The organism is Pseudomonas sp. LPB0260 (genome assembly GCF_013388395.1).
The window spans coordinates 738,244-763,178 of record NZ_CP058247.1; the positions used below are offsets into that span (position 1 = coordinate 738,244).

Consider the following 24,935-nt stretch of genomic DNA (forward strand, 5'->3'; position numbering starts at 1 on the left):
GTGTGTGGGTGACCGTCACGACGGTCGCTGCGGGGTCATTCCCGACTGCCTGAGCGACTATAGGCCGGCAAGCAATCAAACGCATGTTTGAAACATACGTTTACGCCCCACCCTTGTCAAGCACCTGCGCAGCACAGACTACGCCGCGGGCACGACAAAGTGCTTCGATCTCGATGAGGTGTCTTGCCGGCGATAGAGCCGCAGATCGGCGCCTGACCGGACATCCTGCGGCTGCGCCCGGCGCTGCTGCAGCACGCGGAAACTGGACGCGCCCCGGTCGGGCGCAGCGCTCTGCACGGGCGCGTCGTGGACAGCGCTGGAGGCGTGGAAGTGAGTGGGCGAGGCGGGAAGGAGCGGCAGCGGCGCGACTGCCAGCGAGCAAGACGCCATTGCGCCGCCGATCTGCATCAGCCTCTCCTTACCACTGGTCGGCTTTTGGACTGCGTTGCTGGGTCAAGCGGAGTCTGGGTGCAGCAGGGCAGCGCTCCGCCCTGGCGGACGGCCGCTCAGGCCTTGGTGTCGATCAGGGTGCCCAGCACTTCATCGGCGGTCTTCACCAGCCGTGCGCCGACCTGCGCCTCATGCTGGCCGACGCGCAAGGCCACCAGGCTTTCGCTCAGGTCGGCGGGAGCGTCGGCATGCGACTCGGGCGTTGCATCGACGCGGCTTTGTTCCGGCGCTGGCGCGGCAAGCGCAGCACCGGCGATCTCGGTCGCCGCCTGATCGATGCGCCGCTGGCCAGACTGAATGCTGCTGATGCCCGCGCTGAAGGTGCTGCCGGAGATTTCCATGAGTTAGCTCCCCTGGGGGAAAGACGCCGTAGACCTGCATTGAAGCAGAAAACATCCGGCCGACCTACTGGCATTTGGTAATGGCAAAAGGCCGCCTTATAACGCAACCCCGAGCCGGGCGAGGTCGAGATGCGCGGCCACGGCCGCCGGCAGCGGCTGGTCCAGGCGCGGCACCCGCCCCAGGCAGGGCGCCGGCAGGCGCTCGACCAGGGTCGCCAGGTTTTCCTCGAGGCGCGAGGTCTGCGGGTCGACCACGTTGGCCACCCAACCGGCCAGCGGCAAGCCGTCACGGGCGATCGCCTCGGCGGTCAGCACCGCCTGGTTGATGCACCCCAGGCGCACGCCCACCACCAGGATCACCGGCAGCTGCAGGCTGATCACCAGATCCGACAGGGACGCCTGGCCATCCAGCGGCACGCGCCAGCCCCCCGCCCCCTCGACCAGGGTGAAGTCGGCGCCCTTGTCCAGGATCCGCTGCACCGGCCCGCGCAAGGTCGCCACGTCCAGCACCGCGCCGACCTCGCGAGCAGCCAGGTGGGGGGCGATGGCCGGTTCGAATGGCAGCGGGTTGACCTCCTCGTAGCGCAGATCGAGGCTGCATTCCCCCAGCAGGGCCAGGGCATCCTCGTTGCGCAGCCCGTCCGGCGTGCGCACGCAGCCAGAGGCCACCGGCTTGGCCGCCGCGGTGCTGAGACCGGCGCACCGCGCCGCATGCAGCAGGCCGGCGGCGATGGTGGTCTTGCCGATCTCGGTATCGGTGCCGGTGACGAAGTAGGCGTAGCTCATGTCGATTGTTCCTTCCCGACCTGCCGCCTGGCGGCGGCGTTCATTTCAAGGCTGTTTCTGCAGCATACCGTAGACCACCTGGTAGGTGGCCGGCAGGCCCTGGGGCTGGCGAAAGCGCTCATAGGCCTCGACCAGCGCGAGGATGCGCGCGCGGCCGGTCAATCCGCCCGGGCGTCCCGGGTTGAGGTTGTGCGCGCCCAGCGCTTTCAACTCATGGGTGAGACTGCGCAGGTCGGCGTAGTGCAGCGCCTCGGCCCGGGTTTCCAGGGTCGATAGCAGCATGCCGCTGGCGGCGCACAACTGCTGGTAGTCGGCGAAGCGACGGAAGCGGTTGACGTGGACGAAGCCGTCCACCGCCTGCCAGCTGTCGCGCAGTTCCTGCAGGGTGCCCACGCACAGGCTGCTGAACGCCAGCACGCCGCCGGGGCGCAACACCCGCCGGGCCTCGTCCAGCACTGCGCGGAAGTCCGCACACCACTGCAGCGCCAGGCTGGAAAACAGCAGATCGCAGCACGCGTCGCGCAACGGCAGACGCTCGGCGTCACCGGCGATGAAGCGCTGCGCGCCCCCCAGTGGCCGGGCATGGCGCAGCATGCCTTCGGCGATATCCAGGGCGACGCCCTCGGCTGCCGGGAAGCGTTCGCCGAGGGCGCGACTGAAATGCCCGGTGCCGCAGCCCAGGTCGAGCCAGCGCTGCGGCTCGAGCCGCGCGGGCAGCCGCGCCAGCAACTGATTGCCGACGCTGCGCTGCAGTGCCGCGACGCTGTCGTAGCTGTCGGCGGCGCGGGAAAAGGATGCGGCGACCTGGCGCTTGTCGGGCAGGCCGCTGGTGGATTGGCTCAGGCGTTCACTCATCGCCGGCCTCGTGAAGGAAGGCCTGAATTGCCGCCGCCACTTCATGGGGTCGCTCGAGGACGAAGGCGTGACTGGCCGTGTCGATCAGACCGACCTCGACATCCGGCAACAACTCGAGCAGGGCCGCCGGCGCCTCGGCCGGCACCAGCGCATCGAGGCCGGCGAACAGGTGCAGCTGCGGGCCGACGAAGGCCTGCAGGGCGGCGCGGGTGTCCAGCGCCGCGAGCAGGTCGAGTCCACTCAGCAACCGCTGCGCGGACTCTTGCGGGGCGGCACCGAGAATCTGACGGGACAGCCCGCGGGCATCGCCTGCCCCTTGGGCGCAGAGCAGGGCGAAACGCTTCAGGGTCGCCGCCGCATCGCGGGCGCAGCCCTGGCGGAACGCGGCGAAGGTGTCCGCCGGCATCGCCGCGGGCCAGCCCGCCTCGGCGACGAAACACGGGTTGCTGGCCAGGCACAGCAGGCCGCTGCAGCGCTCGCCGCGCCGCGCCGCCAGTTCCGCCGCGAGCATGCCACCGAGGGACCAGCCGCCCAGCCAGGCATCCTCGGGCAAGTTGGCATCCAGCTCGTCGAGCCAGGCCTCGGCGTCGCCGCTATCCAGCCGTGGCAGCGGCTCGATCTGCACCCGCAGGCGCGGATCCAGGCCGCGCAGGGCCTCGGCCAGGGGCTCGAGGGGCGCCGTGCCCAGGCCCCAGCCGGGCAGCAGGATCAACCGGTCACGCATCACCGCGCTCCTCTTCCCCGCCAGCCAGTTGCGGCCAGCACTCGGCCAGCGCCTCGAGCAGCAGGTCCAGTTGCTCCACGCTGTGGTCCGCGGACAGGGTCACGCGCAGGCGCGCACTGCCGGCCGGCACGGTCGGCGGGCGGATCGCGGTGACCAGCAGGCCGCGCTCACGGAGCATCTGCGACAGGCGCAGGGCGCGGCCGCTGTCGCCGACCAGGATCGGTTGAATCGGCGTGGCGCTGTCCATCAGCTGCAGGCCGATGGCCGCGGCGCCGGCGCGAAAGCGCGCGACCAACAGGTTCAAGTGTTCGCGCCGCCAGTGCTCGCTGCGCAGCAACTCCAGGCTCTTCAGAGTGGCGCAGGCCAGGGCCGGTGGCTGGCTGGTGGTGTAGATGTAGGGACGGGCGAACTGCACCAGGGTCTCGATCAGTTCCTCACTGCCGGCGACGAAGGCGCCAGCGGTGCCGAAGGCCTTGCCCAGGGTGCCGACCAGCACCTGCACATCGTCCGCGCCCAGGCCGAAGTGCTCGACGATGCCGCCGCCGTTGGCGCCGAGCGGGCCGAAACCATGGGCATCATCGACCATCACCCAGGCCCCTTTGCGCCGCGCCTCGGCACAGAGGGCCGGCAGGTCGGCGAGGTCGCCGTCCATGCTGAACACGCCGTCGCTCACCACCAGGGTGTTGCCGGCGGCCTTGTCCAGGCGCGCGGCCAGGCTGGCGGCATCGTTGTGCAGGTAGCGCGAGAAACGCGCGCCACTGAGCAGGCCGGCGTCCAGCAAGGATGCGTGGTTGAGCCGATCCTCCAGCACCGTGTCGCCCTGGCCGAGCAGTGCGGTCACGGCGCCGAGGTTGGCCATGTAGCCGGTGGAGAACAGCAAGGCACGCGGGCGCCCGCAGAATTCGGCCAGCGCCTCCTCCAGCTCGTGGTGCGGCGTGCTGTGGCCGATCACCAGGTGCGAGGCGCCGCCACCGACGCCCCAGCGCCGGGCACCGGCCTGCCAGGCTTCGATCACCTGGGGATGATTGGCCAGGCCGAGGTAGTCGTTGGAACAGAAGGCCAGCAGCTCGCGGCCATCGACCCGCACCTGCGGGCCTTGCGGCGAATCCAGCAGGGGCCGCTGACGGTAGAGATTGGCCGCCCGGCGTTCGGCGAGGCGTGAGGCGAGATCGAAGCTCATGGCAAGACCCGGTGGATAACCGCAAGCGGGTTATCCACCCTGCAGAGGACTACGTAGGGTGGAGCGCGGCGCGCAGCTGGCGCGCCGTCCATCCACCGCGCGACTTCAGCTTGCGGCGTTGTAGAACAGCTTGGCGTCGCGCTGCTCGACCAACGCCTGCTCGATGGCCGCCTGGTGCACCTCGTCGCCGTGTTCCTCGCGTTCCTCGGGCTTGATGCCGAGGCGGGCGAACAGCTGCATGTCCTTGTCCGCCTGGGGGTTGGCGGTGGTCAGCAGCTTCTCGCCGTAGAAGATCGAGTTGGCACCGGCGAAGAAGGCCAGGGCCTGCATCTGCTCGTTCATCTGCTCACGGCCGGCGGACAGGCGCACGTGGGACTGCGGCATCATGATCCGCGCCACCGCGAGCATGCGGATGAAGTCGAAGGGGTCGACGTCCTGTTCGTCGGCCAGCGGCGTGCCCTGGACCTTGACCAGCATGTTGATCGGCACCGATTCCGGGTGCTCCGGCAGGTTGGCCAACTGGATCAGCAGGCCGGCGCGGTCGTCCAGCGACTCGCCCATGCCGAGGATGCCGCCCGAGCAGATCTTCATCCCCGACTCGCGCACATGGGCCAGGGTCTCCAGGCGCTCGGAATAGGTGCGGGTGGTGATGATGTTGCCGTAGAACTCCGGCGAGGTATCCAGGTTGTGGTTGTAGTAGTCGAGGCCGGCTTCGGCCAGGGCCTGGGTCTGCTCCTTGCTCAGCTTGCCCAGGGTCATGCAGGTTTCCAGGCCGAGGGCCTTGACCCCTTCGACCATCTTCAGCACGTAGGGCATGTCCTTGGCCGACGGATGTTTCCAGGCCGCGCCCATGCAGAAACGGGTGGAACCGATGGCCTTGGCCTCGGCCGCCGCCTCCAGCACCTTCTGCACCTCCATCAGCTTTTCCTTGTCCAGGCCGGTGTTGTAATGGCCGGACTGAGGGCAGTACTTGCAGTCTTCCGGGCAGGCGCCGGTCTTGATCGACAGCAGGGTCGAGACCTGCACGCGGTTGGCATCGAAGTGCGCGCGGTGCACGGTCTGGGCCTGGAACAGCAGGTCGTTGAAGGGTTGCTGGAAGAGCGCCTTGACCTCGGCGAGGGTCCAGTCGTGACGCAGTTCGGCGGCTGTAGTAGCGCTCATGATCGATTCCTTGTGGGCGGCAACGGCCTGCTAGAGTCAGCAGGCACGACACGGATGTCCGGCATATTTATGGAAGGCCCATGCGCTGTCAACCTGGCAACAGGCCATCGGTTTACCAATGGTTGAAAAACAAACAGACCTGCATGCTCTGCGATGAACCCGCGGACCTGAAACACGCCCTGTGCAGCGACTGCGAGGGCGAGCTGCCCTGGCTGGGCGAACACTGCCAGGTCTGCGCCCTGCCACTGCCCGGCGCCGGGCTGACCTGCGGCGAGTGCCTGCGCCGGCCGCCGGCGTTCGACCGGGTCACGGCGCCGTGGCGCTACGGCTTCCCGCTGGACAGCCTGATCAACCGCTTCAAGCACCAGGCCCAGTGGCCTCTGGGACGTCTGCTCGGCGAGCTTTTGTCACATCACCTGCGCCACGCCTTCGAGGAAGGGCTGCCACGCCCCGACCTGCTGCTCGCGGTGCCGCTGGCAGCTGCACGCCAGCGCCGGCGCGGCTTCAACCAAGCGCAGCTGCTCAGCCAGTGGCTCAGCCACAGCCTGCAACTGCCGCAGCAGCCGCACTGGCTGCTGCGCACCAGCGACACCCAGGCCCAGCAGCAACTGGATGCCGGCGCACGCCGGCGCAACCTGCGCCGGGCCTTCGCCCTGGCGCCCGCGAGCCGGGTGCAAGGCCTGCACCTGGCCCTGGTCGACGACGTGCTGACCACCGGCGCCACCGCCGAGAGCCTGGCGCGCCTGCTGAAGCGCGCCGGCGCGGCGCGGGTCGATGTCTACTGCCTGGCCCGCACGCCCAAGCCGGGCGAGCGCTGAACGCGCGCCGCCTCGCTGGGCGCAAGGGGGTACACTGTGCGATCAATGCCGCGGAGTCGCCCATGTCCCATCCCTTTGACGCCCTCACCCCCGACCTGGTCCTGGATGCCGTGGAAAGCCTCGGCTACCTCAGCGATGCGCGGATACTGGCGCTCAACAGCTACGAGAACCGCGTCTACCAGGTGGGCATCGAAGACCAGACGCCGCTGATCGCCAAGTTCTACCGGCCGCAACGCTGGAGCGATGCGGCGATCCGCGAGGAACACAACTTCAGCTTCGAGCTGGCCGAGTGCGAGGTGCCGGTGGTGGCGCCGCTGGCCCGCGATGGCGAAACCCTGTTCGAGCACGCCGGCTTCCGCTTCGCCCTGTTCCCCCGGCGCGGCGGCCGCGCCCCGGAGCCGGGCAATCTGGACCAGCTGTACCGCCTCGGCCAGCTGCTCGGCCGCCTGCACGCGGTCGGTTCGACCCGGCCGTTCAGTCACCGCGAGCACCTCGGCGTGGACAACTACGGCCACGCCTCGCTCGCCACCCTGCTGGACGGCGGCTTCATCCCGCGCAGCCTGCTGCCGGCCTATGAGTCGGTGGCGCGCGACCTGCTCAAGCGGCTCGACGGCCTGTTCGCCAGCACTCCGGTGCAAGCGATTCGCCTGCACGGCGACTGCCATCCCGGCAACCTGCTGTGCCGCGACGAGACCTTCCACATGGTCGACCTCGACGACTGCCGCATGGGCCCGGCGGTGCAGGACCTGTGGATGATGCTGGCAGGCCCGCGCCACGAGCGCCTCGGCCAGCTGTCCGAGCTGATGGACGGCTACCAAGAGTTCCACGACTTCAACCCTCGCGAGCTGCCCCTGATCGAAGGCCTGCGCGCTCTGCGCCTGATGCACTACAGCGCCTGGCTGGCGCGCCGCTGGGACGACCCGGCCTTCCCCCACAGTTTCCCCTGGTTCGGCACGGAACGTTACTGGGGCGAGCAGGTGCTGATGCTGCGTGAGCAGCTGGCGGCGCTGGACGAGGAGCCGCTCAAGCTGTTTTGAGCCCCCCGATCACGGACGAGCGAGGAACCTTCTGTGCATATAGTCGAACGCTGGTTTGGCGCCGGGTTTAACCAGTTTCACCCTCTGCTGCAGCTACTGCATCGCCAGGGTGGTCGGCTGTACGGTCAAGTCGACCTGCAATTAGGCAACGGTCTAGCCGGCCTTGTGGGCGCACGCCTGGTAGCCCGTCTCGGCATCCCGACGACGCAACCGCGGGTCGACTTTCAGGTCGAGATTCACTCAGATGCAGTAGCCCTGCACTGGAATCGCTGCTTCGCCGATACAGTTCAGCTCCGCTCGGCGTTTCAACCCAAAGGAAGTTGGCCGCACGGCTATTGGCTGGAAACAACTGGAGCGCTGACCCTGGCATTAGCGGTGGATGTTCGCGAGGGCGGCTGGTATTGGCAGCCGCTCAGGGCCTGGCTGCACGGCATCCCCATACCCTTATGGCTGCTCCCCCGAACCCAGGCCTATAAACGTATCGAAAACGGCCTGTATCACTTTTACGTCGGCTTCAGCCTCCCCCTGCTCGGCAAACTGTTCAGTTACAGCGGAGCGCTGCAGGCCGAGGCACCAGCAACCGGGCCGTACAGCTAAACAGCACTACAGTTGCGGCCAAGCCGTAAAGCCAGGCTTACACTAATTGCTCGGCAGGCAGCGCCGGCGAAGCTGAACGACCAGACAAGTGCCGGTGCGGACAACTAGAATCCCTGGCCTTTAGTTAGCAGCCTAAGCAAGGACTCCGCATGGCCACCGTCGACCCGCGCCGCGGGTATATTCTGGGCCTCACCGCCTACATCATCTGGGGCCTGTTCCCTCTCTACTTCAAAGCCATCCAGAATGTCCCGGCGCTGGAGATCATCGTCCACCGGGTGCTCTGGTCGGCACTGTTCGGCGCCGCCCTGCTGCTGGCCTGGAAGCACCCGGGCTGGCTGCGCGAATTGCGCGAGCACCCCAGGCGCCTCGCGGTACTGGCCGCCTGCGGCTCGCTGATTGCCTGCAACTGGCTGGTGTATGTGTGGGCGGTGAACAACGAACGCATGCTCGAGGCCAGCCTGGGCTACTACATCAACCCGCTGATCAATGTCCTGCTCGGCCTGCTGCTACTCGGCGAGCGCCTGCGCCGCCTGCAGTGGCTGGCCGTGGCCCTGGCCGCCCTGGGCGTGGCGCAACAGGTGTGGCAGCTGGGCAGCCTGCCCTGGGTATCACTGGTGCTGGCGCTGACCTTCGGTTTCTACGGCTTGATCCGCAAGCAGGCGCCTGTCGCCGCGTTGCCGGGCCTGGTGGTGGAAACCTGGATGCTGCTGCCGGTCGCCCTGGCCTGGCTGCTGCTGCACCCCGCCGCGATGAGCAGCCAGGCCCCCTTCTGGGGCACCAGCGAAGCCCTCTGGCTGATGGCCGCCGGGCCGATCACCCTGGTGCCGCTGGTCTGCTTCAACGCCGCCGCGCGTCATCTGCCCTATACCACCCTGGGCTTTCTGCAATACATCGCCCCGACCCTGGTGCTGCTGCTGGCGGTGCTGGTGTACGGCGAACACTTCGACCCGGCCAAGCTACTGGCCTTCGTCTGCATCTGGGCCGGCCTGGCGCTGTACAGCCTGGACGCCTGGCTGACCCTGCGGCGCCGCGGCCGGAGCTGATTGCCTGGCCAGCGCTTCGGCTGGACGGGACAATCCTCGCTGGCTCGCCGCCAGGCATCCATAGGCTGATGCCCGGCGGACAACTGGACAATAAACGAGCAGTTCGGCGCAGCCCGCGCCGGACCAGGCCTGCAGCCAGCCATCCCGACCTTATCCACAGAATGATCCCCGATCTCTGTGCACAAGCCTTTGAAATTGCTGGTTTTTTAATCAGATCTCGGCAGGCCGCGGGGCACTAGCGCGCGCACCGCCGCCCCCCAGGTTATCCACAGCCCTACGCACATCAGCCGTGGATATCCGCGCTCGACCGGCCCCTTAGTTCTCGGTGCGCAGGTTGAGCTCGACCATCAGGTCGTCGGCCAGGGCCTCCAGCTTGCCCTGCAGCACCTCCAGGGACAGCTCCAGCGGCACCGCCAGCAACGCCTCGGCGTGGAACAGCGGTTCGCTGCTCATGGGCGCCGGCATCACCTCGGTGACCAGGCTCTCCAGGTTGACTCCCTGGGCGGTGAGCAGGCTGGTGATGTCACGGACGATGCCAGGGCGGTCGTTGCCGACCAGGTCGAGGAGTATCGGCTTCCAGCTGCACACCGGCTCCGCGCCGCTGTCGGCCAGCAGCACGCGGATGCCCTGGGCGCCGAGGCCCTGCAGTTCCTCGACCAGCTCGGCGCGCGCCTCGGCCGGCACGGCGATGCGCAGTATCCCGGCGAATTGCCCGGCCATGCGCGACATGCGGCTCTCCAGCCAGTTGCCGCCGTGGTTGGCCACGCATTGGGCGACGCGCTCGACCAGCCCCGGCTGATCCTGGGCGATAACAGTAAGTACCAGGTGCTCCATGGAAAGCCTCTCATCGTTTCAGGTGTAGACAGCGCCGGCAGCGTCCGCGCCAGTGGCATCAAGGGGTGCGGCTAGACAGCTGCAGCCAGTAGGTAAAGAACACTTCATCACGCACATAACCGAGGCGCTCGTACAGCGCCTGGGCCTCCAGATTGCCCTTCCCCGTCTCCAGCTGCAATCCGCAGGCGCCGCTCGCTTCGGCATGCACCCGCGCGGCGTTCATCAGCGCGCTGCCGACACCGCGCCGGCGCGCCGCCGGTGCCACGTAGAGATCGCTCAACAGCCAGGCCGGTCGCAGTGCCAGGGACGCGAAGTAGGGATAGAGCTGCACGAAACCGAGGGCGCCGCCGGTCGCGTCTCGCCCGACCAGCAGGGTCGAGTCGCCGCGACTCAGGCGCTCGGCGAGAAAGGCGCGGACCGCGGACGGGGACCTGTCCACCTGATAGAAACGCAGATAGGCGGCGAAGAGCTCGACCAGCGCCTCGAGATCCTCTGTAGTGGCTGCGGCTACACGCATCGCTCGGCTCCCTCGGATGATCATCGCAGTATAGGCAGGCGCCGCTCGCACCGGCCGGGCGCCCCGAACAATAAGTCGTATACCGCTCAACTCGCTTTATGAAACAATAATTACAGAAATTTAATACAAAGCGCTCATGCCGTGACTGCAAAGCACTTTACGGTCGCAGAACGACGCGACCCCCGCTGATTTTCCGATAATCTTGATGTAGTATGCCGCGCCTCGGACTACAAGACGTAACCCCCGGGTTCCACGCGGCTATTAAGTAGAGCTGAAGAGCTGAGCAGAGTGAGGCAAGTGATGACTGAACGCGTTCAAGTCGGTGGCCTGCAGGTCGCCAAAGTGCTGTTCGACTTCGTTAACAACGAAGCCATCCCCGGGACCGGCATCACCGCCGACAAGTTCTGGAGCGGTGTCGAGGCCGTGATCAACGAACTGGCGCCGAAGAACCGCGCCCTGCTGGCCAAGCGCGACCAGCTGCAGGCGCAGATCGACGCCTGGCACCAGGCCCGCGCCGGCCAGGCCCACGATGCCGCGGCCTACAAGGCCTTCCTCGAGGAAATCGGCTACCTGCTGCCGCAGCCGGCCGACTTCAAGATCAGCACGCAGAACGTCGACGACGAGATCGCCCACCTGGCCGGCCCGCAGCTGGTGGTGCCGGTGATGAACGCGCGCTTCGCCCTGAACGCCTCCAACGCCCGTTGGGGCTCGCTGTACGACGCACTGTACGGCACCGACGTGATCGGCGAAGACGGTGGCGCCGAGAAGGGCAAGGGCTACAACAAGGTCCGCGGCGACAAGGTCATCGCCTTCGCCCGCGCCTTCCTCGACCAGGCCGCGCCCCTGGCGGCCGGCTCCCATGTCGACGCCACCGGCTATCGCATCGAGGGCGCCCGCCTGCTGGTCAGCCTCAAGGGCGGCAGCAACACCGGCCTGCGCGACGACGCCCAGCTGGTCGGCTTCCAGGGCGACGCCCATGCGCCGTTCGCCATCCTGCTCAAGCACAACGGCCTGCACTTCGAGATCCAGATCGACGCCAGCAGCCCGATTGGCAGCACCGACGCCGCCGGGGTCAAGGACGTGCTGATGGAAGCCGCCCTGACCACCATCATGGACTGCGAAGACTCGGTCGCCGCCGTCGATGCCGACGACAAGGTGGTGGTCTACCGCAACTGGCTGGGCCTGATGAAGGGCGACCTGGCCGAGCAGGTGTCCAAGGGTGGCCAGACCTTCACCCGCACCATGAACCCGGACCGCGTCTACACCCAGCCGGATGGCAGCGAGCTGACCTTGCACGGCCGCTCCCTGCTGTTCGTGCGCAACGTCGGCCACCTGATGACCATCGACGCCATCGTCGACAGCCAGGGTTTCGAGGTGCCGGAAGGCATGATGGACGGCCTGATCACCAGCCTGATCGCCATCCACAACCTCAACGGCAACACCAGCCGCCACAACACCCGCACCGGCAGCGTGTATATCGTCAAGCCGAAGATGCACGGCCCGGAGGAAGTCGCCTTCACCAACGAGCTGTTCGCCCGCGTCGAGGACGTCCTCGGCCTGCCGCGCAACACCCTCAAGGTCGGCATCATGGACGAGGAGCGCCGCACCACAGTCAACCTCAAGGCCTGCATCCAGGCCGCCAGCGAGCGCGTGGTGTTCATCAACACCGGCTTCCTCGACCGCACCGGTGACGAAATCCACACCTCCATGGAGGCCGGCGCCATGGTGCGCAAGGCGGCCATGAAGGCCGAGAAGTGGATCGGCGCCTACGAGAACAACAACGTCGACGTCGGCCTGGCCTGCGGCCTGCAGGGCCGCGCGCAGATCGGCAAGGGCATGTGGGCCATGCCCGACCTGATGGCCGGCATGCTCGAGCAGAAGGTCGCCCACCCGTTGTCCGGCGCCAACACCGCCTGGGTGCCCTCGCCGACCGCCGCCACCCTGCACGCCCTGCACTACCACCAGGTCGACGTGTTCGCCCGCCAGGCCGAACTGGCCCAGCGCACCCCGGCTTCGGTCGACGACATCCTGAGCATCCCGCTGGCCGCCGACACCAACTGGTCGGCCGAGGAAATCCAGAACGAACTGGACAACAATGCCCAGGGCATCCTCGGTTACGTGGTGCGCTGGGTCGACCAGGGCGTCGGCTGCTCCAAGGTGCCGGACATCAACGACGTCGGTCTGATGGAAGACCGCGCCACCCTGCGCATCTCCAGCCAGCTGCTGGCCAACTGGCTGCGCCACGGCATCGCCAGCGAGGAGCAGATCGTCGCCAGCCTCAAGCGCATGGCGCCGGTGGTCGACCGGCAGAACGCGGGCGACCCGCTGTACCGGCCGATGGCGCCCGACTTCGACAACAACATCGCCTTCCAGGCCGCCCTGGAACTGGTGGTCGAAGGCGCCAAGCAGCCCAATGGCTACACCGAGCCGGTGCTGCACCGTCGGCGCCGCGAGTTCAAGGCCAAGAACGGCCTGTAACCTGCAGCTGCTGCCATAAAGAACCGCCCTCCGGGGCGGTTTTTTTATGCTCTAGACTTACGTCCAATGTGCAGACGGCCGTCCGCGGACGACCATACCCCCTCAGTGAATCGTCGAGACCGGCCATGAGCAAAGCGGACGCCTTCGCCCAGGCGGGCAAGACCGCCGTCATGCAGAACATCCACGGCACCATGGAGTTTCTGCAGAAATTTCCGCCCTTCAATCAGATGGATACGGCCCACCTGGCCTACCTGGTGGAACACTGCCAGCTGCGTTTCTACGGCGAAGGCGAAACCATCATCAAGCCGGCCGATGGCCCCGTCGAGTTCTTCTACATCGTCAAGCAGGGCCGCGTGCACGGCGAACGCCCGCACTCGGCGCGGCGCGGCACCGAGACCACCTTCGAAATCACCAGCGGCGAGTGCTTTCCCCTGGCCGCGCTGATCGGCGAGCGCGCCACCCGCACCGAGCACCTGGCCGCCGAAGACACCTTCTGCCTGCTGCTGGGCAAGGCGGCGTTCATCAAGTTGTTCAACGTCTCCAACCCGCTGCGCGACTTCGCCCTGCGCGGGGTCAGCAGCCTGCTCGACCAGGTCAACCAGCAGGTGCAGCTGCGCGCGGTAGAGACCCTCGGTGCGCAATATTCGCTGGATACCCGCCTGGGCGAGCTGGCCATGCGCCAGCCGATCAGCTGCGCGCCGGATACGGCGCTGCGCGAGGCAGTCAAGCTGATGCACGAGCAGCACGTCGGCAGCATCGTCATCGTCGACCCGGCGCTCAAGCCCCTGGGCATCTTCACCCTGCGCGACCTGCGCCGGGTGATCGCCGACGGCGAGTCGCTGGAGCAGCCGATCGAGCGCCTGATGACCGCGCAACCCTTCCACCTGGCGCCGGATGCCAGCGCCTTCGACGCGGCGATCGCCATGACCGAGCGGCACATCGCCCATGTCTGCCTGGTCGAACACGAGCGCCTGTGCGGTGTGGTCTCCGAGCGCGACCTGTTCTCCCTGCAGCGGGTCGACCTGGTCCACCTGGCGCGCACCATCCGCCACGCCGGGCGGATCGAGACCCTCAGCGCGCTGCGCGAGGACATCCGCCAGCTGGTCGATCGCATGCTCGCCCACGGCGCCAGCTCGACCCAGATCACCCACATCATCACCCTGCTCAACGATCACACGGTGTGCCGGGTGATCGAACTGACCCTGGAGGACCTCGGCGATCCCGGCGTGCCCTTCACCTGGCTGTGCTTCGGCAGCGAAGGGCGGCGCGAGCAGACCCTGCACACCGACCAGGACAACGGCATCCTGTTCGAGGCCGCGGACAAGATCGAGGCCGCCGACATGCGCCGGCGCCTGCTGCCGCTGGCCGGCGAGATCAACCAGCGCCTGGCGCAGTGCGGCTTCACCCTGTGCAAGGGCAATATCATGGCCGGCAACCCCGAGCTGTGCCTGTCGCGCCAGGAGTGGGCGCGGCGCTTCGCCGGCTTCATCGACGAGGCCACCCCGGAGAACCTGCTGGCCTCGAGCATCTATTTCGACATGCGGGTGGTCTGGGGGCCGGACGAGGGCTGCGAGCGGGTCCGCGAGGAGCTGCTGCGGCGGATCGCCGAGAACAGCCTGTTCCAGCGCATGATGGCCGAGAACGCCCTGCGCCAGCGCCCGCCGGTCGGGCGTTTCCGCGATTTCGTGGTGGCCCGCAAGGGAGCCGAGAAGGACACCCTGGACCTCAAGGTGCAGGGCCTGACGCCCTTCGTCGACGGCGCCCGCCTGCTCGCCCTGGCCCACGGCATCGAGACCTGCAACACCCTGGAGCGCCTGCGCGAGCTGATCGCTAGGCAGGTCATCGATCCCCTCGACGGCGCCGCCTACGAGGAGGCCTACCACTTCATCCAGCAGACCCGCATGCAGCAGCACCAGCTGCAGGCCCGGGAGAACCAGGCGTACTCCAACCGCCTCGACCCGGACAGCCTCAACCACCTGGACCGGCGCATCCTGCGCGAGTCCTTCCGCCAGGCCAAGCGCCTGCAGAGCAGCCTGGCACTGCGTTATCAGCTATGAGTCAGTTCACCTGGCTGACCGGCCGCGGGCCGGCCCTGCTCGAGACTCAGCTGGATCGCCGCGCGCGCCTCGCGGCCCCGGCGCCGCTGGATGAGCGAGCGCTGAACGAACAGCGCCTGGTGGTGCTCGACCTGGAAACCAGTGGCCTTGATCTGCGCCGCGATCAGGTGCTGTCGATCGGCGCGGTGGTGATCGAGGGCGGCGCCATCGACCTGGGCCAGCAGTTCGAGCGCACCCTGCGCTGCCCGGATCGGCAGCTGGGCGCCAGCGTGCTGATCCATGGCCTGGCCCCCAGCACCATCGCCGCCGGCAGCGAGCGCGCCGAGGCGCTGCTGGACTTCATGGAGTTTCTCGGCGACAGCCCGCTGCTGGCGTTTCATGCCGGCTTCGACCGGCGCATGCTCGGCCGCGCCCTCAAGCAGACCCTCGGCCACCGCCTGCGCCACCGCTTCTTCGACCTCGCCGAGCTGGCGCCGCTGCTCTGCCCGCAGGCGCACATCGCCCGCGGCGGCCTCGACGACTGGGCCCGGCACTTCGGCCTGCAGGCGCAACAGCGCCACCACGCCAGCGCCGACGCCCTGGTCACCGCCGAGCTGGCGCTGATCCTCTTCAGCCGCGCGCGCCGCCAGCAGCTGGACAGCCTGCAGGCCCTCGAGCAGCGCCTGCATGGCTGGCGCCGACGCCAGCGCGCGCAGGCGTTCTGAGGCATCGTCCGCCGCCAGTGCCCACACCCGATCCCCCAGCGCGCCGCGCTCAATATATTTCGCAATATCTGGCCTGACGACCCCCTACTGGCGATTATTAAGATAACTAAATATCAATTAAAACAATAATTTACGCTATGAAACAGGCGACACCCTATTAATCGCCTGTAAATTGACACCCTGACACCAGCCAGCTTTATTTATACGGCGAGCACGTGTTAGTTGTCCCCACGCGCCATGCTGGAGGGGCCGCTGCGCAGTTCCGTTCCACAGCCATTCTCCAACGACCCACTCGCCCAATGTCCCGCCGCTTCGGTAACCGGGATACAGAGGCTCTGTTCATGAAAGAGAATGGCAGGCGACCGACTCCGACTCGCTCGGAAGCAACCCCAGAGAACTCGGCCAGGCGCTCGTTCCTCACACTGTCCGCGGCGGCGGTGGCGAGTCCGCTGCTGTTGCGCGGCCAAGTGGGCGATGCCGCCGAGTGGGTGACCACGCCCCAACCGGTGTTCCCGCCCAGCCCGCCGACCCGGCCCTGGCAGGAAGAACTGCCCAGGGCGATAGTCCCGGTAGGGCCGTCCGAGGCCCTGGTCCCGGCCGCCGAGGCACAGCCGAAATTCGACCACAAGGAGGCCGGTCGCGAGCCGCACCAGCGCTTCGACGAGATAGTCGCCGCCCTCGGCGCCCCGACCCTCTATGAACTGACCGCCAGGGAGATTCCCTGGAGCTTTCACCCGGATCTGCCCCCCCAGACCGCCTGGACCTACGTCAGCGCAGGCCGCGAGGCAACCCTGCCGTCCACCATCCTGGCCCGCTACGGCAAGCCGGTGGTCTGCCGCTTCCACAACGATCTACCCAAGGATCATGTGGGTTTCGGCAGCCCGGAGATCTCCACCCACCTGCACAACCTGCACATGTCCTCCGGCTGCGACGGCTACCCCAGCGACTACTACCGCAAGGACAAGGCCGGGCCGACGCTGAAGAACATCGGCCCCAACGGCGGCAAAGGCACCTTCAAGGACCACTTCTACCCCAATGTCTACGCCGGCTACGACGAATCCAGGGCGCAAGACCCGCAGAGCATCGGCGATCCGCGCGAGGCCCTGGGAACCCTGTGGTTCCACGACCACACCGAGGACTTCACCGCGCCGAACGTCTACCGTGGCCTGGCGGGGTTCTACCTGTTGTTCGACCCTCTCGACTCGGGCAATGAGAACGATCCCAGCCCGACGGCCCTGCACCTGCCGAGTCATCCCTACGACTACCCCCTGGCCTTCGGCGACAAGCGCTTCGACCCGCAGGGCTACCTGTTCTGGGATGAGTTTCATGTCGAGGGGGTGCTCGGCGACAAGGTCACGGTCAACGGCAAGATCGAGCCGGTATTGCGCGTGGATGCGCGCAAGTACCGCCTGCGCCTGCTCAACAGCGGCCCCAGCCGCTTCTACGAGTTCTACCTGGTCGACGGCAGGGACCGCGAGCAATCCTTCAGCTATATCGCCAACGACGGCAACCTGCTGCCGGCGCCGCTGCTCAACCAGCGCAAGGTGCGTATCGCCGTGGCCGAGCGCGCCGACATCGTGGTGGACTTCTCCCGCTACCCGATCGGCACCGAGCTGTACCTGGTCAACCGCCTGCGCCAGGACAGCACGCGCAAGCCCAAGGACATCAGGAAGCCGGGCGACCGGGTGCTGAAGTTCATCGTCGACCGCTATCCAGCGCAACAGGACCTCAGCCAGGTGCCCGCGGCCCTGCGCGAGCTGCGCCCGCTGCCACCGGCCGAGGACCTCGCCACGCTGAAGGTGCGGCGCTGGGAGTTCGACCGCAAGAACGGCCTGTGGATGGTCAACGGCCGGCTGTTCGACCGGGACAACCCCAGGGCCCGGATCGCCAAGGGCAGCGCGGAGATCTGGGAGCTGGTGGGCAAGTCCGGTGGCTGGTCCCACCCGATCCACCTGCACCTGGAGGAAGGCCGCATCCTCAGCAAGAGCGTCGATGGCGTCGAGGTGCCGATCCCGCCCCATGAGCGCGGGCGCAAGGACGTCTTCGAGCTGCACCAGACCATGACCATCAAGGTGCTGGTGCGCTTTCGCGACTTTACCGGCAAGTACGTCATGCACTGCCACAACGTGATCCATGAGGACCACGCGATGATGGTGCGCTGGGATGTCGAGAGCAAGGACGCCTGACCCCCCACCGCTCAGCCAGGAGGTGAACGGCAGATGAACACACGCAGAGAGTTATTGCTGGGCCTGGGCGCCCTGGGTGTCGCCGCGCTCGGCTGGCACGTCGGCGCCCGGGGCGGCGACCGGCGTATCCCCAATACCCGGTTGCAGACCCACGAAGGCCGAACGGTGCGTTTCTACGACGACCTGGTGCGCGACAAGCTGGTGGTCATCAACATGATGTACGCGGCCTGCACCGGCATCTGCCCCACGGCCACCGCCAACCTGCGTCAGGTGTACAGGCTGCTGGGCGCGCGCGCCGGCCGCGAGGTTTTTCTCTATTCGCTGAGCCTGCAACCGCAGCTGGACAGCCCGCAGGTGCTCGGGGAATACGCCAGGCAGCAGCGCATCGGCCCCGGCTGGCTATTCCTCACCGGCGCCCCCGAGGAGATGGAGCAGCTGCGCTACAGCCTCGGTTTCTATGACCCCGACCCGGCACTCGACGCCGACAAGAACAGCCACACCGGCATGCTGCGCATCGGCAACGAGCGCTACCGGCGCTGGACCATGGCCCCTGCCCTGGCCACGCCCCGGCAGATCATGGGCACCATCGAGCACGTCGACATCTGACCGCGCCACGGCACGGGCCTCCTGGGCAAGCCGGACACTGCAGCCCGTTGCCCACAGAAGCGGTGGATAGCGCTGTGGATAAGCTGTACGAACAGGCGCCCGGCCCAGGCGCCGCAACGGCTCCCGGGCCTTGGCTATTTATTGAGCCATTTCAACAAGATAGGTAGGCAGTTAGACACAGTATCTGTGCATCGGCCTGTGGATAAGCTGTGCCCCGAGCGCCACGATCCAGCAGCCACGGGGCATTGCCAGTGCTGGCTGTTTTTTGTCCAGCATCGGCCACCAGCTGGGCGCGCCGCGCGGAAACGACAACGCCCCGTTTCCGGGGCGCTGGTTAGGACGCGCTAGCTAGCGCTTAGTGGTCGATGGCGGCTCCGGCACCACGGGGGATGCGGATGTCCTCGATGATGTGCTGGATATGATCCGGCGGCGCGGCGGTAACCTTGGAAACCACCAGCGATACCGCGAAGTTGAACAGCATGCCCAGGGTACCGATGCCCTCAGGGGAGATACCGAACCACCACTCGTTCGGGCCCGCGGTCGGGTTGATGAACTTGTAGTAGACGATATAGCTAAAGGTGAAGGCCAGGCCCACCACCATGCCGGCGATCGCCCCTTCCTTGTTCATCTTCTTGGAGAAGATGCCCATGACGATGGCCGGGAAGAACGAGGCCGCCGCCAGGCCGAAGGCGAACGCCACCACCTGGGCCACGAAGGCCGGCGGGTAGATGCCGAACAGGCCGGCCACCACCACCGCCACACCGGCGGCGATACGCGCGGCGAGCAGTTCACCCTTTTCGCTGATGTTGGGCTTGATCGCGCTCTTGAGCAGGTCGTGGGAGATCGAGGTGGAAATCACCAGCAGCAGGCCGGCCGCAGTCGACAGCGCCGCCGCCAGACCACCGGCAGCGATCAGGGCGATCACCCAGCCCGGCAGGTTGGCGATTTCCGGGTTGGCCAGAACCATGATGTCGCGGTCCACATAGAGCTCGGTGGTGGCGTCGGTCGGGGCGTTGGTCACCAGGCGCTGGCCATGCTCGCCGCGTTCCTCGGCGAAGGTCGGGTTGCCGACGAAGGGCGCGCCAGGGCCGTACTGGATCTTGCCGTCGCCGTTCTTGTCCAGCCAGGCGATCAGACCGGACTTCTCCCAGTTGCTGATCCACTGCGGCGCTTCCTCGTAGCTGATCCCGGGGATGGTGGTCAGCAGGTTGGTGCGGGCGAACGCGGCCACGGCCGGCGCGGTGGTGTAGAGGATGGCGATGAACAGCAGCGCATAACCGGCGGACTGACGGGCCGCGCGCACGGTCGGGGTGGTGAAGAAGCGCACGATCACGTGGGGCAGGCCGGCGGTACCGACCATCAGCGCCATGGTGATGAAGAACACGTCGATGGTCGACTTGCTGCCGTCGGTGTAGGTGCCGAAGCCCAGTTCGGTGCCCAGGCCGTTGAGGCGTTCGAGCACCGACTGGCCGGTGCCGGTGACCTCGCTGCCGAAGCCCAGCTGCGGGATCGGGTTGCCGGTGATCAGCATGGAGATGTAAATCGCCGGCACCATGTAGGCGAAGATCATCACGCAGTACTGCGCCACCTGGGTGTAGGTGATGCCCTTCATGCCGCCGAGCACCGAGTAGAAGAACACGATCGCCATGCCGATCATCACGCCGGTGTTGATGTCCACTTCCAGGTAGCGGGAGAAGACGATACCGACGCCGCGCATCTGCCCGGCCACGTAGGTGAAGGAGATGAAGATCACGCACACCACCGCCACCAGGCGGGCGGTCTGCGAGTAGTAGCGCTCGCCGATGAAGTCCGGCACGGTGAACTTGCCGAACTTGCGCAGGTAGGGCGCCAGGCACATGGCCAGGAGCACGTAGCCGCCGGTCCAGCCCATCAGGTAGACGCTGCCGTCGAGGCCGACGAAGGAGATGATCCCCGCCATGGAGATGAACGACGCCGCACTCATCCAGTCGGCGCCGGTGGCCATGCCGTTGAGCACCGGGTGCACGCCCTTGCTGGCGACGTAGTACTCGCTGGTGGAACCGGCACGGGTCCACAGCGCGATGCCGATATAGAGCGCGAAGGTCGCGCCGACGAACAGGTAGATCAGGGTTTGGGTATCCATGCTCGGCGCCTTTAGTCTTCGTGGACGTCGTGTTTGCGGTCGTACTGATTCATCTTCCACACGTAGAAGAAGATCATCACCACGAACACGTAGATGGAACCCTGCTGGGCGAACCAGAAGCCCAGGGGGAAGCCGAAGAACTGGATGGCGTTGAGCTGTTCGACGAACAGGATCCCGCAGCCGAACGACACCGTGAACCAGATGGCCAGCAGTATCAACATCAGCCGCAGGTTGTCTTTCCAATAGGCTTTGGCAGCCTCTTCTTTGCTAGCGGACATGAGGTGCTCCTCAAGGGTTTTTGTTGTTTTACGCATTCAACATAGCAGTCCCCGCGATGACCCATAACGCGACTTTGGTCGAAGGCCATACCAGCGCTCGCTGCACCGGTCACGCCTGCGCCCGGCGCGCCGCCACGGCGCCAAGCCGGGCGCAGCCCAAGCTGTGCCGCCGCCGCCCAGGCTGCTAGGCTGGGCCGGCTAGCGAATCGAGGAGCGCCTATGGCCACGCCCAGCATGACCCTGTTCCACTCCCCCGCCTCGCCCTTCGTGCGCAAGGTCCTGGTGCTGCTGCACGAGACCGGCCAGCGCGAACGGGTGCAACTGGAGGAGGTGCAGCTGACCCCGGTCAGCCCCAGCGCGACGCTCAACGCGCACAACCCGGCCGGCAAGATTCCCGCCCTGCGCCTGGCCGACGGCAACGTGCTGTACGACAGCCGGGTGATCCTCGAGTACCTCGACCAACAGCACGTCGGCGAGCCGCTGATCCCGCCGTGCGGTGCCGCGCGCTGGCGCCGCCTGACCCAGGCGGCGCTGGCCGATGCCATCCTCGATGCCGCCGTGGGCATGCGCTACGAGAGTTTCCTGCGCCCGGAAGACAAGCGCTGGCCGCAATGGCTCGCGGCCCAGGCCGAGAAGATCGAGCGTTCCCTGCAGCAGTTCGAGGAACAGGCCATCGCCGAGCTGAGCAGCCGCTTCGACATCGCCGCCATCACCCTGGCCTGCGCCCTCGGCTACCTGGACTTCCGCCAGCCCGAGCTGGACTGGCGCCAGCGCTTTCCGCAGCTGGCCGCCTGGTTCGCCGAGGTCAGCCAGCGCCCCTCGATGCAGGCGAGCGAGCCGCCGCGCTAGCTGCGGCCTCCCCCGTGGCGCCGCGCGACTGCCGGCGCGGCGCCATTACGCCCCCACTCCTTCCCCGCCCTACGCCCCGGACAATTAGCGCCCAGAGGATGTGGCGCGCCGCGCGCGCGCCCAGTATCGACTGCGTCACGGTGACCCCACCTCGCTCAAGGACGCAGCCATGCCCCCTCTCCGACTGCCACGACGCCTGTTCTGCCTGCTGCTCAGCGGCTTATCGCTGATCGCCAGCGCCGCCGCCGAACCGCTCGAGCCCGGCCCCGCAGAAGCCCTGCTCTACTATCAACGCCCGGCCGGCGACTACGCCGGATGGGGCCTGCACCTGTGGAACACCGGGCAATGCAATGGCACGGCCGAGCCGACCAGCTGGGAGCAGCCGTTGCTGCCCGCCGGGGTGGATGGGCAATACGGCGCCTGGTACCGCATCGCCCTCAGCGGCGCGGACGCGTGCCTCAACCTGATCATGCACAAGGGCAACGACAAGGACCTGGGTGGTGGCGACCTGCAGTGGCGCTTTGCCGAACTGGGCCGGCGGGTGTTCAGCGTCAGCGGCCAGGCGCAGTTGTCCGCCACGCCAATCGCCGCGCCGGCCCTGAGCCTGGATGGCGCCCGCGGCCACTGGCTGGACGCCCGCAGCCTGGTGCTGGTCGGTGGCGGCGAGGTGGCGCGCGTGGAGCTGCGCTATGCCCCGGACGCCGACCTGCAGATCGATGCCGAGCAGCGGCGCGTCCGCGGCGGCGAGGTGATCGCCCTGCGCCCCGGCAGCCTCAGCGAACGCCTCAAGCGTCGCTTTCCGCACCTGGCCGGGCAGCCGGCCTACCGCATCGACGCCGACCGGCGCACCCTGCGCCGCGCGCTGAAGAGCCAGCTATGGCTGCTCAGCTACGATGCCGAGGAGCGCCTCAGCGGCGTTACCCAGGTGCAGACCCCGGGCGTGCTGGATGACCTTTACGCCTACTCGGGCCGCCTCGGCGCCGAAGTGCGCGCCGACGGGGTGCGCTTCCGTCTGTGGGCGCCGACCGCGCAGTGGGTGCGCCTGCACCTGTTCGACCAGCACAAGCGGCCGCTGCCGGGCAGCCCGGTGAGCCTGCGCGAGCACCGTGGCGTGTGGCGCCATGACGGTCCGAAGTCCCTCGATCGCCGCTACTACCAGTACGAAGTCCGGGTCTACCACCCGAGCAGCGGCCGGCTGGAAACCACCCTGACCAGTGACCCCTACGCCCTCAGCCTGTCGCGCAACAGCCGCTATGCCCAGGTGGTCGACCTGGACGCCGCCGACCTCAAGCCGGCCGGCTGGGACAGCCTGCGTCGCCCGCGGCCGCGCAAGCCCGAGGCCAGCGTGATCTACGAGACCCATGTACGCGACTTCAGCGCCAGCGACCACAGCCTGCCCGCCGCCCAGCGCGGCACCTACGCCGCGTTCGCCCAGCCGCACAGCCAGGGCATGCAGCACCTGCGCGAGCTCAAGGACGCCGGCCTCACCCATGTGCAACTGCTGCCGGCGTTCGACCTCGCCACCGTCGACGAAGACCCCGCGCAGCGGGTCGACCTGGATGACCCCTTCGCCCGACTCTGCGAACGCTCGCCCCGCGCCCGCCAGCAGTACGCCGCCTACTGCGCCGCCGGCAGCGTGCGCGAGGTGCTGCAGCGCTTCGACCCGGCGGGCAGCGAGGCCCAGGCGCTGTATGGCCTGCTGCGCGACCTGGATTCGTTCAACTGGGGCTATGACCCGCTGCATTACAGCGTCCCGGAAGGCAGCTACGCCAGCGACGCCGAAGGCGTGCAGCGCATCATCGAGTTCCGCCGCATGGTCCAGGCCCTCACCGAGCTGGGGCTGAACACGGTGCTGGATGTGGTCTACAACCACACCCATGCCTCGGGCCTGGACGCCCACTCGGTGCTCGACAAGCTGGTGCCCGGCTACTACCACCGGCGCGACCCGCAGACCGGCGCGGTGGAGCGCTCGACCTGCTGCGCCAACACCGCCAGCGAGCACCGCATGATGGAAAAGCTGATGATCGACTCGCTGCGCCTGTGGGCACGCGACTACAAGATCGCCGGCTTCCGCTTCGACCTGATGGGCCACCATATGCGCCGCAATATCCTCGCCGCGCGCGAGGCGGTGCGGCGCGTCGATCCCGACACCTATTTCTACGGCGAAGGCTGGAACTTCGGCGAGGTGGCCAACGACGCCCGTGGCATCAACGCCAGCCAACTGAACATGGCCGGCAGCGGCGTCGGCACCTTCAACGACCGCCTGCGCGATGCGGTGCGTGGCGGTGGCCCGTTCGACGGCGGCGACAGCCTGCGGCGCAACCAGGGCTTCGCCAATGGCCTCTACGTGCTACCCAACGAGCTGAACAGCGGCGCCGGCGACGAGCGCGAGCAGCTGCTGCGGCGCATGGACTGGATCCGTGTCGGCGTCGCCGGCGGCCTGCGCAGCTACGTCGTACCGAGCGCCGACGGCAGCCTCAGGCGCGGCGCCGATATCGACTACAACGGCCAGCCGGCCGGCTACACGGACGACCCGCAGGAAAGCATCAACTACGTGTCCAAGCACGATAACCAGACCCTGTGGGACAACAACCAGTACAAGCTCGCCGCCAGCCTCGGCGCCACCCAGCGCGTGCGCCTGCAGCTGCTCGGCCTGGCCGTGCCGCTGTTCAGCCAGGGCGTGCCCTTCCTGCACATGGGCGGCGAGCTGCTGCGCTCGAAATCCATGGAGCGCGACAGCTACGACTCCGGCGACTGGTTCAATGCGGTGGACTTCGGCTATCAGCACAACAACTGGAACAAGGGCCTGCCGCGCCAGGACAAGGACGGCGACAACTGGCCGCTGATCCGCCAGATCATCGCCGACCCCAACGCCCAGCCCAGTGCGGCGCACATCCTCGCGGCCAAGCGGCAGTTCCTCGAGCTGCTGCGAATCCGCTCGGGCAGCCCGCTGTTCCAACTCGGCAGTGGCGAAGCCGTGCGCAAGCGCCTGGCCTTCCACAACACCGGCCCGGCTCAGCTGGCCGGGGTGCTGGCCTTCAGCCTCGACGACAGCCGCGCCGCCGGTGCCGACCTCGACCCGCAGGTTGACGCGCTGATGGTGATACTCAATGCCAGCGGCGAAACCATCAGCCTGCCAGGCGCGCTGCCGGGTTACCGCTTGCACCCGCTGCTGGCGGCCTCGTCCGACCCGCTCAACCGTAGCGCCCGGGTTGAGGCCGGACAGTTCCAGGTTCCGGCGCTGACCGCCGCGGTGTTCGTCCTGCCGCAAGGACGCGACCGGCGGCGCTGAGGCCCTGCCGAGGCAGACGA

General features: G+C 67.5%; 22 protein-coding genes. 11 read left to right on the top strand and 11 right to left on the bottom strand.

From position 1 onward, the window contains the following. Positions 1–138 precede the first annotated feature (138 nt). The 7 genes from LPB260_RS03180 to bioB form a co-directional block, all read right to left on the bottom strand. Positions 139–408, bottom strand: coding sequence for a hypothetical protein (locus LPB260_RS03180; RefSeq protein WP_208707190.1), 270 nt, complete (start codon positions 406–408; stop codon positions 139–141). A gap of 98 nt (positions 409–506) precedes the next feature. Then, the gene (locus LPB260_RS03185) at positions 507–791 is read right to left on the bottom strand and encodes a hypothetical protein (RefSeq protein ID WP_208707191.1); all 285 of its coding nucleotides are present in this window, start codon (positions 789–791) and stop codon (positions 507–509) included. 96 nt (positions 792–887) lie between these two features. After that, a complete protein-coding gene (bioD, locus tag LPB260_RS03190; RefSeq protein ID WP_208707192.1) occupies positions 888–1,577 on the bottom strand; it encodes a dethiobiotin synthase in 690 nt (229 codons plus the stop codon). A gap of 45 nt (positions 1,578–1,622) precedes the next feature. Further along, complete coding sequence (gene bioC, locus LPB260_RS03195; protein ID WP_208707193.1) at positions 1,623–2,432, bottom strand: malonyl-ACP O-methyltransferase BioC; 810 nt, start codon at positions 2,430–2,432, stop codon at positions 1,623–1,625. Continuing rightward, the gene (locus LPB260_RS03200; protein ID WP_208707194.1) at positions 2,425–3,156 is read right to left on the bottom strand and encodes an alpha/beta fold hydrolase; all 732 of its coding nucleotides are present in this window, start codon (positions 3,154–3,156) and stop codon (positions 2,425–2,427) included. Before LPB260_RS03200 ends, bioC begins: the two co-directional genes overlap by 8 nt. Then, positions 3,149–4,336 carry an 8-amino-7-oxononanoate synthase gene (gene bioF / locus LPB260_RS03205; RefSeq protein WP_208707195.1) on the bottom strand — a complete coding sequence of 396 codons (1,188 nt, stop codon included), beginning with the start codon at positions 4,334–4,336 and terminating at the stop codon, positions 3,149–3,151. Before bioF ends, LPB260_RS03200 begins: the two co-directional genes overlap by 8 nt. A gap of 105 nt (positions 4,337–4,441) precedes the next feature. After that, on the bottom strand, positions 4,442–5,497 hold the full coding sequence (gene bioB / locus LPB260_RS03210; RefSeq protein WP_208707196.1) for a biotin synthase BioB: 1,056 nt from the start codon (positions 5,495–5,497) through the stop codon (positions 4,442–4,444). 80 nt (positions 5,498–5,577) lie between these two features. Here bioB and LPB260_RS03215 point away from each other — a divergent pair, with 80 nt between their 5' ends. The 4 genes from LPB260_RS03215 (at position 5,578) to rarD (ending at position 8,992) form a co-directional block, all read left to right on the top strand. Next, the gene (locus tag LPB260_RS03215; RefSeq protein ID WP_208707197.1) at positions 5,578–6,315 is read left to right on the top strand and encodes a ComF family protein; all 738 of its coding nucleotides are present in this window, start codon (positions 5,578–5,580) and stop codon (positions 6,313–6,315) included. A 62-nt stretch (positions 6,316–6,377) separates the two neighbouring features. After that, on the top strand, positions 6,378–7,352 hold the full coding sequence (locus LPB260_RS03220; protein WP_208707198.1) for a serine/threonine protein kinase: 975 nt from the start codon (positions 6,378–6,380) through the stop codon (positions 7,350–7,352). Positions 7,353–7,385: 33 nt separating this feature from the next. Further along, positions 7,386–7,949: a DUF4166 domain-containing protein gene (locus tag LPB260_RS03225; protein ID WP_208707199.1), complete on the top strand. Its 564-nt coding sequence runs from the start codon at positions 7,386–7,388 to the stop codon at positions 7,947–7,949. A 149-nt stretch (positions 7,950–8,098) separates the two neighbouring features. After that, positions 8,099–8,992: an EamA family transporter RarD gene (rarD, locus tag LPB260_RS03230; RefSeq protein ID WP_208707200.1), complete on the top strand. Its 894-nt coding sequence runs from the start codon at positions 8,099–8,101 to the stop codon at positions 8,990–8,992. A 315-nt stretch (positions 8,993–9,307) separates the two neighbouring features. Here the strand turns inward: rarD and LPB260_RS03235 are convergent, their stop codons facing one another. Together LPB260_RS03235 and LPB260_RS03240 are read right to left on the bottom strand one after the other, a co-directional pair. Next, a complete protein-coding gene (locus tag LPB260_RS03235) occupies positions 9,308–9,826 on the bottom strand; it encodes a glycine cleavage system protein R (protein ID WP_208707201.1) in 519 nt (172 codons plus the stop codon). Between the two features lie 58 nt (positions 9,827–9,884). Further along, on the bottom strand, positions 9,885–10,343 hold the full coding sequence (locus LPB260_RS03240; protein WP_208707202.1) for a GNAT family N-acetyltransferase: 459 nt from the start codon (positions 10,341–10,343) through the stop codon (positions 9,885–9,887). Positions 10,344–10,643: 300 nt separating this feature from the next. On the opposite strand from LPB260_RS03240, the gene LPB260_RS03245 reads away from it, so the two are divergent. The 5 genes from LPB260_RS03245 to LPB260_RS03265 all read left to right on the top strand — a co-directional run bounded on the left by LPB260_RS03245 (position 10,644) and on the right by LPB260_RS03265 (position 18,374). Beyond that, positions 10,644–12,821 carry a malate synthase G gene (locus tag LPB260_RS03245; RefSeq protein ID WP_208707203.1) on the top strand — a complete coding sequence of 726 codons (2,178 nt, stop codon included), beginning with the start codon at positions 10,644–10,646 and terminating at the stop codon, positions 12,819–12,821. Positions 12,822–12,946: 125 nt separating this feature from the next. Beyond that, the gene (locus LPB260_RS03250) at positions 12,947–14,878 is read left to right on the top strand and encodes a putative nucleotidyltransferase substrate binding domain-containing protein (protein ID WP_208707204.1); all 1,932 of its coding nucleotides are present in this window, start codon (positions 12,947–12,949) and stop codon (positions 14,876–14,878) included. Continuing rightward, entirely contained in the window at positions 14,875–15,582 is a 708-nt protein-coding gene (locus LPB260_RS03255) for a PolC-type DNA polymerase III (RefSeq protein WP_208707205.1), read from the top strand. The genes LPB260_RS03250 and LPB260_RS03255 overlap by 4 nt, the downstream gene beginning before the upstream one ends. 455 nt (positions 15,583–16,037) lie before the next feature. Continuing rightward, positions 16,038–17,768 carry a multicopper oxidase family protein gene (locus LPB260_RS03260; RefSeq protein ID WP_371926107.1) on the top strand — a complete coding sequence of 577 codons (1,731 nt, stop codon included), beginning with the start codon at positions 16,038–16,040 and terminating at the stop codon, positions 17,766–17,768. A 33-nt stretch (positions 17,769–17,801) separates the two neighbouring features. Further along, entirely contained in the window at positions 17,802–18,374 is a 573-nt protein-coding gene (locus tag LPB260_RS03265; RefSeq protein ID WP_208707207.1) for an SCO family protein, read from the top strand. Positions 18,375–18,729: 355 nt separating this feature from the next. On the opposite strand, the gene LPB260_RS03270 is transcribed toward LPB260_RS03265, so the two are convergent. Together LPB260_RS03270 and LPB260_RS03275 are read right to left on the bottom strand one after the other, a co-directional pair. Beyond that, positions 18,730–20,496, bottom strand: coding sequence for a sodium:solute symporter family protein (locus LPB260_RS03270; protein ID WP_208707208.1), 1,767 nt, complete (start codon positions 20,494–20,496; stop codon positions 18,730–18,732). An 11-nt stretch (positions 20,497–20,507) separates the two neighbouring features. Then, positions 20,508–20,774, bottom strand: coding sequence for a DUF4212 domain-containing protein (locus tag LPB260_RS03275; protein ID WP_208707209.1), 267 nt, complete (start codon positions 20,772–20,774; stop codon positions 20,508–20,510). 219 nt (positions 20,775–20,993) lie between these two features. Between LPB260_RS03275 and LPB260_RS03280 the strand changes: the two genes are divergently transcribed. Continuing rightward, positions 20,994–21,623 carry a glutathione S-transferase family protein gene (locus LPB260_RS03280; RefSeq protein WP_208707210.1) on the top strand — a complete coding sequence of 210 codons (630 nt, stop codon included), beginning with the start codon at positions 20,994–20,996 and terminating at the stop codon, positions 21,621–21,623. A 169-nt stretch (positions 21,624–21,792) separates the two neighbouring features. Beyond that, positions 21,793–24,915, top strand: a complete 3,123-nt coding sequence (gene pulA, locus LPB260_RS03285; protein ID WP_208707211.1) for a pullulanase-type alpha-1,6-glucosidase — start codon at positions 21,793–21,795, stop codon at positions 24,913–24,915. Positions 24,916–24,935: the final 20 nt, after the last annotated feature.